The 12,616-nt window shown below is 42.2% G+C and carries 9 protein-coding genes; 1 reads left to right on the top strand and 8 read right to left on the bottom strand.

Annotated elements, in window-relative coordinates:
- Nucleotides 1-15: 15 nt before the first annotated feature.
- From WMO43_RS00690 to argC, 5 genes are all read right to left on the bottom strand, one after another.
- Complete coding sequence (locus WMO43_RS00690) at nt 16-1,215, bottom strand: aspartate aminotransferase family protein (protein ID WP_177962498.1); 1,200 nt, start codon at nt 1,213-1,215, stop codon at nt 16-18.
- Entirely contained in the window at nt 1,208-2,107 is a 900-nt protein-coding gene (argB, locus tag WMO43_RS00685; protein ID WP_177962499.1) for an acetylglutamate kinase, read from the bottom strand. The genes WMO43_RS00690 and argB overlap by 8 nt, the downstream gene beginning before the upstream one ends.
- A gap of 106 nt (nt 2,108-2,213) precedes the next feature.
- Complete coding sequence (gene argJ, locus WMO43_RS00680) at nt 2,214-3,437, bottom strand: bifunctional glutamate N-acetyltransferase/amino-acid acetyltransferase ArgJ (RefSeq protein WP_353529370.1); 1,224 nt, start codon at nt 3,435-3,437, stop codon at nt 2,214-2,216.
- Nucleotides 3,438-3,453: 16 nt separating this feature from the next.
- Nucleotides 3,454-3,921: a GNAT family N-acetyltransferase gene (locus WMO43_RS00675; RefSeq protein ID WP_353529368.1), complete on the bottom strand. Its 468-nt coding sequence runs from the start codon at nt 3,919-3,921 to the stop codon at nt 3,454-3,456.
- A gap of 67 nt (nt 3,922-3,988) precedes the next feature.
- On the bottom strand, nt 3,989-5,041 hold the full coding sequence (gene argC / locus WMO43_RS00670; RefSeq protein WP_177962501.1) for an N-acetyl-gamma-glutamyl-phosphate reductase: 1,053 nt from the start codon (nt 5,039-5,041) through the stop codon (nt 3,989-3,991).
- Nucleotides 5,042-5,308: 267 nt separating this feature from the next.
- On the opposite strand from argC, the gene WMO43_RS00665 reads away from it, so the two are divergent.
- Nucleotides 5,309-6,529, top strand: coding sequence for an argininosuccinate synthase (locus WMO43_RS00665; RefSeq protein WP_353529367.1), 1,221 nt, complete (start codon nt 5,309-5,311; stop codon nt 6,527-6,529).
- Nucleotides 6,530-6,589: 60 nt separating this feature from the next.
- Here WMO43_RS00665 and WMO43_RS00660 read toward each other — a convergent pair whose 3' ends face one another.
- The 3 genes from WMO43_RS00660 to WMO43_RS00650 all read right to left on the bottom strand — a co-directional run bounded on the left by WMO43_RS00660 (nt 6,590) and on the right by WMO43_RS00650 (nt 12,605).
- Complete coding sequence (locus tag WMO43_RS00660) at nt 6,590-7,003, bottom strand: J domain-containing protein (RefSeq protein WP_353529366.1); 414 nt, start codon at nt 7,001-7,003, stop codon at nt 6,590-6,592.
- Nucleotides 7,000-7,863 carry a DUF5685 family protein gene (locus WMO43_RS00655; RefSeq protein ID WP_353529365.1) on the bottom strand — a complete coding sequence of 288 codons (864 nt, stop codon included), beginning with the start codon at nt 7,861-7,863 and terminating at the stop codon, nt 7,000-7,002. Before WMO43_RS00655 ends, WMO43_RS00660 begins: the two co-directional genes overlap by 4 nt.
- Nucleotides 7,864-7,994: 131 nt before the next feature.
- On the bottom strand, nt 7,995-12,605 hold the full coding sequence (locus WMO43_RS00650) for a DUF5057 domain-containing protein (RefSeq protein ID WP_353529364.1): 4,611 nt from the start codon (nt 12,603-12,605) through the stop codon (nt 7,995-7,997).
- Between the last annotated feature and the right edge of the window lie 11 nt (nt 12,606-12,616).

Below are 12,616 nucleotides of genomic sequence, written 5' to 3'. Positions count from 1 at the left end.
CGGCTCTTTTGTACTCTATTCCGATAACGCTGCTAACGTATGATCTAATTTTTCGATCATTTCATCCACATGTTCTTTTTCGATCACTAATGGCGGTACAAACCGCAGGACATCGCTTCCTGCTGAAATAATAATGAGTCCTTCTTCTAATGCCTTTGAGGTAATCTCACCGACCGGCTTTGTAGTTACCACTCCCTGTATCAGACCAACACCGCGTCTTTGGGTTAAGCAATCATATTTGTCTACGAGTGCATCTAATTTTTCTTCTAAATAAGCAGAAATCTCTTTGACATGGGCAGGCAGATTTAATTCCTCAAATATATCTAACACGGTAGAAACTGCTGCACCGACAAACGGATTGCCGCCATAGGTAGTTCCATGGTCACCCGGTTTTAAGGATTTTTCTGCTATCCGCTCTGTCATTAAAAATGCTCCGACCGGCACACCGCAGCCCAGTGCTTTCGCACTCGTCATAATATCCGGTTTCACTCCGTAGCCCTGCCATGCAAACATTTCTCCGGTACGTCCCATGCCACACTGGATCTCGTCTAAGATCAACAGTATATCCCGCTCTTTACAGATTTTTTCGATACCATCCATAAATTCCTGTGTTGCCGGATAAATTCCGCCTTCACCCTGCACGGTTTCGAATAAGATCGCACAGGTCTTATCGGTAAGCTGTGCTTTGACACTCTCTAAGTCATTGAAATCTGCAAAACGGATTCCGCCAAGTAACGGTTCAAACGGCTCCTGATAGTGTTTGTTGCCGGTTACCGACAATGCCCCAAGACTTCTTCCATGGAAGGAATGGTTCATAGCAATGATCTCATGATCCGTATGGCCGTCTCTGGTATAAGCATACTTTTTTGCCGCCTTGATCGCACCCTCGATCGCCTCTGTTCCGCTGTTGGTAAAAAAGACTCTGTCCATCTTAGATACTTTTAAGATTTTTTCTGCGGCTTCCATGATCGGAAGATTGTAATAGAGATTCGAAGTATGCATCAGCTTATCAATCTGATCTTTTAAGGCATCGTTATATTTCCGGTTGCCATATCCTAAGGCTTCTACCGCAATCCCTGCCGCAAAATCCAAATATTTTTTTCCATCCGTATCATAGAGATAGACTCCCTCGCCTTTTTCTAAGACCACCGGAAAACGATTATATGTATGGAGCATGGCTCCTTCTTCTCTTTTGATATATTCTTCTTTATTCATGGTAGAATTTCGTCTCCTTATCCCCTAAGATTGCTGTACCGATTCCTTTGTTTGTAAAGATTTCAAGCAGCAGACAGTGTGCGATCCGTCCGTCTAAAATATGTACTCTGGACACGCCATTGTCGATCGCATCAATACAGTTGTTCAGCTTCGGTAACATGCCTCCACCGATATTGCCTGCCTCGATCAATGCTTTTGCCTTTGAAACGGTCAGCTCTGAGATCAGGGTACTCTTATCGTCTGGATCTAAATATACGCCTTCAATATCTGTTAAAAACGCCAGTTTTTCGGCATTGACTGCTCTTGCGATCGCACATGCCGCATCATCCGCATTGATATTATAGGTGTTAAACTCATCGTCCATACCCACCGGACATACGATTGGAAGAAAATCTTTCTCTAACAGATCATGTAAGATCTTTGGATTGACCTCGGTAATCTCTCCGACAAATCCAATGTCCTGTCCATTTGAGTATTTTTTCTCAACCTTGAGCAGTCCACCATCTTTTCCGCTGATACCGATCGCATTGACACCAAGTGCCTCTACCATCTGTACTAGGGATTTGTTGACCTTGGACAATACCATCTCTGCAATTTCCATCGTTGCCGCATCGGTCTTTCTGAGTCCGTTGATAAATTCCGGCTCCATGCCGACTTTTCCAACCCACTTGCTGATCTCCTTACCGCCGCCATGGACAATGATCGGTTTGAAACCAACTAATTTTAACAGGGTTACATCCTGTATCACGCTTTTTTTCAATTCTTCATCTACCATCGCACTGCCGCCGTATTTGACAACAATGATCTTACGGTTAAAACGTTGGATATATGGGAGTGCTTCGATCAAAACTGACGCTTTATCCATAATTTCCTGCATGCTTTTTTCTTCCATCTGACTAAAACCTCTTTCCTGTTTTTCTATCTGATTTCTTATTTCTGCTTCTTTTTCTGCTTTTTCTCAAAGTATTCTTTTATGTCTACATTGATTTTATAACCTGTTAGGAGCGGTAATCTGCATTGATCTTGACATAATCATAAGTCAAGTCACAGCCCCACGCCGTTGCCTCGGCATTGCCCTGATTCATGTTGGCAATTGCTGTTACTGCCGGCTCTGATAAAATCCTGGTTGCCTCTTCTTCGCTGTAATCTACGGCAATTCCGTTTTTGATGATCTGAATGCTTCCTGCAGCACTTTCAAAGACTAAATCCACTTTTTCCGGGTCGAATTCCACACCGGAATAACCAAGTGCGCAAAGAATCCTGCCCCAGTTTGCATCATGCCCGTAAATGGCTGCTTTTGTCAGACTCGAACATACCACGGATTTACTCAATATTTTTGCTTCTTCCTTACTCTTTGCACCAATGACTTTGACTTCAAACAATGCGGTGGCACCTTCTCCGTCTCCCGCCATCATTTTTGCAATTTCCGTATTCACATAATTCAGCGCTTCACAGAACTTCCGGTAATCTTCATTTTTTTCCGTAATCTCCGGGTTTTCTGCCATACCATTTGCTAAGAGCAGTACCGTATCGTTTGTGGAGGTATCTCCATCTACGGAGATCATGTTATAAGTGTCACAGACATCGGCACTGAGTGCCTCCTGTAAGAGTTCTTTGCTGATCGCCGCATCGGTCATGACAAATCCTAACATCGTACACATATTCGGATGTATCATACCGGAGCCTTTGCACATCCCGCCTACCGTAACAGTTTTTCCGCCTGCTTCAAAAGTAACGGCTACTTCTTTTGAGATCGTATCGGTTGTCATGATCGCACACGCTGCCTGATGTGCCGCCTCTCTGGTATCGGAAAGTTCTTTTGCCATCACTTCAATGCCTGATTCTAATTTCTGTATTGGAAGCTGCATACCGATCACTCCGGTAGATGCCACTAATACAGCATCCTCTGCAATATTTAACTCTGCCGCCGCTTTTTTTGCCGTATCTTCGCAGTAGCCAAATCCTTCTGCACCGGTACATGCATTTGCAATTCCTGCATTGACCACCACTGCCTGCACGCTCTTACTCTCCGTTACGATTTTTTTATCATATAAGACCGGAGCTGCTTTTACGACATTCGTGGTAAAAGTTCCTGCCGCCTTACAGGGAACCGTGCTGTAGATCATTGCCATATCACTGCGGTCCTTATATTTGATGCCTGCTGCTGTTGATGCTGCTAAAAATCCTTTTGGTGCGGTCACGCCGCCGTCTATTACTTTCATTCTGCGCCCCTCTTTCCTATGAATTAAATCTGGTAATATTTTCTTCATTTAATGTAAAATCATAGTAGTTCAGATCTTCCCGGAATGTCCAGCCGACACTCTTCCAAAAGACATTTCCCACTTCGTTATTTTTAAAAGCGATCAGGCAGACTTTGTTGATCTGCTCTTTTTGCAGTTCCTTCATACAGGTTACCGCCATGCTCTTTCCAATCCCACGTTTGCGGTACTGCTCATCTACGCAGACATGATAAAAACATCCGCGTCTTCCGTCGTGCCCACATAAGATCGCTCCTACGATCTTTTCTTTATTTTCTTCTTTGACAACGGCAACTACACTCGTGGAAGGATTTCTCTGTAAAAAACGCTGTACTCCTTCTTTCGAATCATCCAGACTTCGCATGCCGAATCCATGGATTGTTGTCCAGAGCGTATATACTTCTTCGTAGTCTTTAATTGTCATTGTCCGTATTTGATATGTATCCATTTTTCTTTGTCCTGTCTGCTTGTTCTCAATTCCTTTATCGGTATGACCTTCTTATCCTCTGACTTTTTTATGGGAACATCGGTACTAATTCTAAACCGGTTTCCTCCGGCAGCCCAAATAAAATATTCATATTCTGTACCGCCTGTCCTGCTGCACCTTTGACAATATTGTCTAAAGCTCCCATCATAATGATCCTGCCGGTTCTCTCATCAATGACAAAGTTGACATCCACATAATTGCTTCCCTCTACCCATTTTGTCTCCGGGCAGACTCCTTTGTCTAATACACGCACAAATTTTTCTTTTCCATAATATTTATCATATACTGCCTTGATCTCCTCGTAGGTTGGCAGTTTTCCGTCTTTTTTATTCAGGGTCGCATACTCGGTCACTAAGATGCCACGGTTCATCGGAACTAAATGCGGTGTAAAATTAATCTGTATCTCTTTTCCTGCCGCATAGCCTAGCTGCTCTTCGATCTCCGGCGTATGTCTGTGGCTTGCCACACCATAGGCTTTGATATTTTCATTGACCTCGCAGTACAGGTTCTGTACTTTTGCTCCTCTACCGGCTCCTGAAGTACCGGATTTTGCATCGACGATCAGGGTTGTTGTATCAATGAGACCTTCCTTTACCAGCGGATAAGCGGTCAGGATCGAACAGGTCGTATAACATCCCGGATTTGCTACCAGTCTTTTGCCTTTCGTCTTTTCCCTGTTGATCTCACAGAGTCCATAGACTGCTTCTTCAATGAACTGTGGGGACTTATGCTCAATTCCATACCACTGTTCATAAATATGTACATCTTTGATCCGGTAATCGGCACTCAGATCAATGACTTTGCACTGTTTTAAGATCTCTTCGGTCAGCACTCCTGCTAAAAATCCCTGCGGTGTTGCCGTAAAGATAACATCGACCTCTTTTGCTAACTTTTCTATATTATCATCGAGACAGACATCTTCTACCAGTGTAAACATATTCCGGTAAACATCTGCATACTTCTTATCTATATAGCTTCTTGAACCGTACCATTTGATCTCTACATCTTTATGTCCTAAAAGGATACGCACCAGTTCTCCTCCTGCATATCCGGTTGCTCCAATAATTCCTGCTTTTATCATTCTCTTTCCTTCTTTCTTCAATAACTGTATCTAGTGTAGTATATCTTTTGGTTTTCGTAAAGGGTTTTTACACATTTTTTTCATTTTTTATGTATATTTATTCGCTATGATTTAAAATTATACATTGCATTTGGCACTTTTTCCAGTATATATGCATTTTTATTTGAAAAATATGTATATTTTTTCGCTTGCATTATTCTCCCATTTATTATATAGTAATTGCAGTGCAGAAAACTGCAAAAATGAACGTAAGAAAGGACGACGATTATGAAAGAAAAAGTTGTTTTAGCCTACTCAGGCGGATTAGACACCACAGCGATCATCCCGTGGTTAAAAGAGAATTATGATTATGAAGTTATCTGCTGCTGCATCGACTGCGGACAGGAAGAGGAATTAGACGGATTAGAGGAAAGAGCAAAATTATCCGGAGCAAGCAAATTATACATAGAAGATATTACAGACGAATTCTGTGATGACTATATCGTACCTTGTGTACAGGCAGGTGCCGTATATGAGAACAAATATCTGCTCGGTACTTCCATGGCACGTCCGGGTATTGCAAAAAGACTTGTAGAGGTTGCCCGTAAAGAAGGTGCTACTGCGATCTGCCACGGCGCTACCGGAAAAGGAAATGACCAGATCCGTTTTGAACTTGGAATCAAAGCTCTTGCTCCTGATTTAAAGATTATTGCTGCATGGCGTGACGATAAGTGGAATATGGATTCCCGTGAAGCTGAGATTGAATACTGCAAAGCTCACGGTATTGACCTTCCATTCTCCGCTGACTCTTCTTACAGCCGTGACCGTAACTTATGGCACATCAGCCATGAAGGTCTGGAATTAGAAGATCCTGCAAACGAGCCAAATTATGATCACCTTCTCGTTCTTGGCGTAAGCCCGGAAAAAGCACCGGATGAAGGTGAATATGTCACCATGACTTTTGAGGGCGGAGTTCCTAAGAGTGTCAATGGAAAAGAAATGAAAGTATCCGATATCATCCGCGAGCTGAACCGTCTTGGCGGAAAACATGGTATCGGTATTGTAGATATCGTAGAAAACCGTGTGGTTGGTATGAAATCCCGTGGTGTTTATGAGACTCCTGGCGGAACCATTTTAATGGAAGCTCATCAGCAGTTAGAGGAACTGATTTTAGACCGTGACACTATGACTGTGAAAAAAGATATGGGCAATAAATTTGCACAGATCGTTTACGAAGGAAAATGGTTCACACCACTGCGTGAGGCTGTTCAGGCATTCGTGGAATCTACACAGAAATATGTAACCGGTGAAGTGAAGTTCAAACTTTACAAAGGAAATATCATCAAAGCAGGAACAACTTCTCCATATTCCCTTTACAGTGAATCTTTAGCAAGCTTCACAACCGGAGATTTATATGACCACCACGATGCAGAGGGATTCATCACTTTATTTGGTCTGCCATTAAAGGTTCGTGCTATGAAGATGGCTGAAATTGAAAAAAATAAATAAATCCAAACACCCAAGAATTCACGAAAGGCGTGAGTTACAAATGTAACTCACGCCTTTTTACTAACATGGTCTGAAACAACAACAGTTACAGAGCATGTTTAACAATATCATGCTTAAACACCAGCTTCCCTGTCCCGCATAAGGACTCTCATACTGGCCACGCATGTTCTCATACCACGAATCTCCATATCCAAACGGATTCTCACCCGGACCATAGCCATAAGGACCTCCGTTGTTCTGTCCGTAACTTCCGTTCTGATAGCCGCCCTGCCGGTATCCGCCCTGCTGGCGTTCCCGCATGATCTGTTCGTATGCCTGCTGGACTTCTTTAAATTTTTCCTCCGCCTGCATCTTATTCGGATTGTTGATATTTGCATCCGGATGATATTTCCGGCTCAACGCGCGGTATGCTTTTTTTATTTCTTCATCTGTAGCACTCGGACTGACTCCAAGCACTCCGTAAGGATTGATCATTTCCGATGCCTCCTTGTTCCGGCATTCTGTTTCTTTTTCTTCTTCAACTGCATATATTCATATTTTGTCCAGACACCGGAATACAAAATATTTCGGATGATCTCCCCATGTTCGATGATCGGCAGACGTTCAAAGGACTTCGCACATTCTGACAACATACTTGTCAGCATCAGTTTACAGAATGCATCAAAATTCTTCGGATCTGTCTTATACATATGACGCAGGACGTTAAAATTATGATTCTTAGTATCTTTTTCTAAGTCCTCATATGCATCCATCAGATAGATGAACTTACCAAGATAATAGCCAAAACATTTCAGCTCATCTTTCCATTCATCATCTTTCCATGCAAAAATCTCGCCAAGCATCTCGCCGGTCAGGCCTGCAACTGCATCAATATTGTATTCCTTTGCCGCCTCTGCTTCTTCTAACTTCTCAATATATGTCTGGATTGCCTCTACCTGTCTTGGGTATTTCAGATATATCCTCTGATAATCCTTATCGAGAACCTTCATGTATGCCTTCTTCGGGATCGAATGATGATCTCTCCAGTCATCCCCAAAGTTCTCATAGGCAAGCACCACATTCATGTCTGCAGCATAGTCTGTAATCTCATTGATATACGCTAACTGCTTCTTTGTCGGATGGATCGCACAGGTGAACTTTTTCCTGTGATCTTCTACCTCATAAAGCCCTGTTAAGAGTACAATCAGAAAAGTCATATCATAGGTTAACAGAGCCTGTCCCTTGACTCCGCAGTTTGTCTTTAACTTCCGGCACAGACCACAGTAATATGCCTGATATGCCTTTCGTTCTTCTTCTGACAACTGACTCTTATTAATATTGATATAGCCAAACATATTGTTCTCCTTTGCCAGTATCACGCTCTGTTCCATTAGATAATATGTTACAACGTGCCTGATAGAGTGTCAACAATACTACGTTTTTTTTAGAAAGATTTTATACTTCCATAATAATTGGTTTCATATGCCTAATTCAGATCAAACAATGTGGTCTTTAAAACCTTTAGTGTTGATACATCATCATGGCTTTCTTCTTTTCCGTAATAGTTAAATCTGCAGTTCAATTTTGCACGGATCTCTAAACTTTCATTTCCCGCTTCTGCTAATTTTTCAGATGCTCCATGCAGTACCGCTTTATAAATATGACCTTCCGTATAAGCACCGGGTGCGGCTGTATTCGTTGTCATATCGGTAACCTGAATCTGGTCTGCCCCTAACACTACATTCGTACTTCCATTGTAATAGGAAAATTCCATCGTCATCTGCTTTTCTGAAGATGCTAAGTTCGGATCGGACACCGTAAAGTAGAATACGATGTCATCCTCTATCGGTTTGTCGGAAAGTGAACTGTCATAAGTAATATACTCATACTTTTTCTCAGCAGCATTTTTATCCGGTGCCTCTAAAATTTTAACATCCGGTGCCTCTACTCCTGCTTTGTACGCAGCTACTACCGTATTGACAAATAACTTGGTCTCTAAATCATCTCCCGAATGGTCTAATTCCGAGTTACCCATTCCCGAATAGGTCACATTTCCGATACTGTAAATATAGTAGTTATTGCGGGCATCGTTCTTAGTATTTTTATATACCTTGCCACGCTCGGAATCAGGATTGTCTGCATCACCGGACAGACAGTACCACACGACTACATCTCCGTTGCCGTCTCCATCTGCATCCTGGTCCATGTTCAACTGATAATACTGATAATTTGTCTTTGCCGACCGGAACTCTGTTCCAATCTCATATGGATAATGTGTAATCAGGCCGTCATTTTCACGGGTAACCTTTGCACATACCTTACCATCACGATACTGTAATCGTAATCTGTCATCACTCTGGCTGTTATCCACCTTTGGAAGTAAATCATTTCGCAGATTCAGATACTGTACATGATTTGATCCCTCTTTATGAAATTCGCCCAGATAATTCTGGTTGATAGTCTGATAATGATTTAACACTGCATTGGTAAATCCATGCGTCTGTCCTAATGCCTGTGCCTGTTTCGTGCTGCTGTTATAGGTCTTTGGTGCATAGGCAATATCCCTGTTTTCACTTAAAGTTCCTTCTTTCATATTTCTCGTTAAAAAATACCCCAGCTTTTTACTTTTATAGCCATCCTCATATTTTCCAATACCTACGGCTGAATACTCACAAACCCATCCCTGATTTACGGTTGCATGAAGTGTCTGTGTATCAACAGTCAGATGCTGCTGCTGTCTTAACAGATTTCCCTGTGCCTGCATCTGTGCACTCTCTGTCGTATCCGTGTCTGCTGAAACCCCATAGCGGTCCATTGCCATAACGTTCCGGAATGCATTGTTCATATAGTAACCCCACTGACGTGGCACCTCCCAGTCATCACTAAAAGATGTCAGATGTCCATCCTTAAAGGAATGATGCGGTGATACGTTGACAAACGACGTAGTATCATTTGAGAACAATACGCTCTTACCGGAATCAATAAAGAGATTAATGGCATCTACCGCATACTGACTCTTTCTGTTAGAGCTGTTATATAAGTCATAATACTCACTGGCAAATCCAATAATGAGCATGTCATAATCTTCTAATGATTTTCCAAGTCCGGTCAGTTTTTTCTTATAGAATTCTTCTGCCGTGCTGATACTCGAAGCATTATTTCCATAATCTCTTCCTCCTATCGTATCAATATCGAATTTTAAGCCTGTCATATTACATACTTCATCCAGATAATCCTGAATCTGTTTCTCCTGCTTCAGATTGATACGGTTATTATCCGCTCCACTTGCACTCTGACTTGTAATCTGTAAGACATTGACCACTTCCTGCTCTCCAATACCATCCACTTTAGTGTATTGGATATCTGAAGTTCTGACACCCGGATTAGATACCTGCACCAGTTCTAACTGCCAGGACAATACACCCCGGTAGGTTGCCGGAATCTGACGCTCTAACCGATATCGCACTCTGCTGTTTAACTGATAGTTCCCCTCTCCGTCCTTCGATGCCTCCTCACCGATATCTGCATTATAGATGGTACAGCTCATCTCTTCTCCGCTACCGGATGCACCTGCTTTTGAAAACTTACCGTCTGCATTCATATCCAGACAGAATACCGGACGATAGACGGAGGCCGCTGATGCCTCCACCTGACTCTCTAAGTAAAATCCTACTTTTACAGTATAAGTTCCCTCTGACTGTGCATTCGATGTATCTACAATCATCTTAGAAACGTCTGAAAAAACCTGTCCGCTTGCCGTGCCGATTCCATCGTATGAGCTTAGAGTTTCCGGTGCACTGATATCAAAATATAAAATCTGCGGTTTTGGAATATTCAGATAATCTCCAATCCCACTTCCCACATTTTCTGCCTGACTCACGGTAAATACATTCTGATTCCCCTTAATCTGCTCTAAAAACTGATAGAGGTATGAAGTATTGTCTACTGCATCCTGATTTACGGATTTATCTGTGTGATAAAGTGCATCCGAAACTACAACCGGATAATTTGCACTGACATATTCTAATAAATCCTTCAGTTTTGTCTTTGTAATATCATTACCGCTGTAACGGAAGCTCAGCAAATCCCCGGTTAATTCCTTCGGACTTGCTCCAATACCATAGGCATACTGTGTCTGTGTATATGGTTTCTTAAAATACTGTCTTAAGACATCATTTTCTATCTTGGTACGATTCCGCAATGCCGTATAGATACCACCATTGTTGTGTAATAATAATCCCTCATGACCCCAGTTGTCATCCGCGTATCTTGCATATGGCCGGGGTGTGTTATTCCGAAACAGATATGCTCCACCATAATCCACATCCATCATGCCCGATATACAGAGATTACCTGTGATATAGTCTCCAGTATGCGTATAAATCAATCCATTCATTCTGGTATCGTTATATACCGTATATCTTGAGCTGCCGCTTCCCTTTGTATTCAGATAATCAATACATGCTCCCACATAAATCATATCGTAGTCTTTATTTAAATCCTCGACCTTACCTATAAACTCTGCCGTAGACATAGAATCAATGGTGATATCCGCAGCATCTGCCGACACTCCTGCCCATGCTGCTATTTTTTCTTTTGTCAGACGAAAACCTTTCATATCGGCTGCTACCGCATCTGTCGGCTGAATCTCTAACACCCGGAAGTGATCCTTTGTCTGGATTCTTCGCTGATTGCTGAAATCAATAATATATTGCATCAGAAACAGACGGGTAATGTCTGTCGAAAGTTTTTCCTCGCCACTTCTGATCATATTTTCTTTTTTGATTAACTCCAATACCTCTGAAAGACCGGAAGTATCTGAAATCACACCCTCTAAATTTTCAAACAACGGTTCACGGGACGCTGCATCCTTCGTTCCAAAGATATAGACATTTTCATGTATAAAATCACTCTGTCCCGTATAGCCTTCCTGATAAGCGGCACACTTTTCCCATACTCCGCTGGATGCATCGATCATACACGGAACTTTTTGCAGCGAAACACTGTTTGCAACCGCATCCCAGACTGCCTGTGGATTCTGATAGGCTTTAGAGCTTTTTGTGGTATCTCCACAGATATAGATAAAATCTGCCGCAGAAAGATCGGTCTGGTCTAACTGACTCTCTTCTACCGTAACAACTTCTATCTCTAAGCTGTCACTGTCTTTAGATGCTAAGACTTTTGTCCGCATCCAGTCCTGACTGCTGAATCCGCCTTTATAATAGATTTTTCCTATCTGGACGATACATTCTTCTTCTGCTTCATCTTCTACAAACTGATAAGAGCCGCTTGTTCCTATATAGGAATACGGTAATTCCGTATCTAATACCGGTGTGTAACAAGCCCCTGCACTTCCGGAACCTACATAGGTAAACGAATCAATATAATATAACGTTCCCGTCGGATTCTCACCTGCTGCCTCCATCATAGGATTTCCGTTTTCATCGGTTCCAACGTTACGGTATGCCTGTGTATAGACTGCATCCGTTGTATCGGTACGCATCGTCTCTGTAAAATTCACTGTATAGGCACCGGAATCTTTATCGTACTGAAAGCCGGTAATATTTGGCTCATAGTTGCCATCTAAAGCCGGTGCTTCTTCATAACTTCCGTGAAGCTGCTGGGTTTCATACTGCTCTTTCGGAAATTCCATGACCTTCCAGTTTTCTGCATCTTTAGGGAAATAGGCTTCTTCATAATTCCCTTCTTTTTGCAATGGTTTCCCATTTCCGGAAAATGCATCTAACTGTTCCATCAGGGAATTTACATAATCTTTACGCACCTGTGATGTATTCTGTCTGGATGTGTCCTCTGCAAGATATGTATTCAGGTATTTTTTCAGATAGTCACCGGTAATGTCCGTGTCTTTATTTTTTACTAAATAACCGATTTCTCCTTCGGAGGCATCCGGTACAACTTCTATGATCTGAAACTTTTTGCTGTCCTTTACTTTCTGGGAAACTTTTTCTTCAAGTCCTGTCAAAATTCCCTGTGCCTGCACATGAAAAAACAGATAACCGCCTGTTCCGACACATAAAAGTGCTGCTGCGATCACCACACACCATATTCTCTTATTTTTCCAGCCTTTCTTTCCCATTGTGATCTCCC

The organism is Maccoyibacter intestinihominis (assembly GCF_040096355.1).
Classification (GTDB): Bacteria; Bacillota; Clostridia; order Lachnospirales; family Lachnospiraceae; genus Maccoyibacter; species Maccoyibacter intestinihominis.
This window is presented reverse-complemented; position numbering and strand designations above follow the sequence as displayed.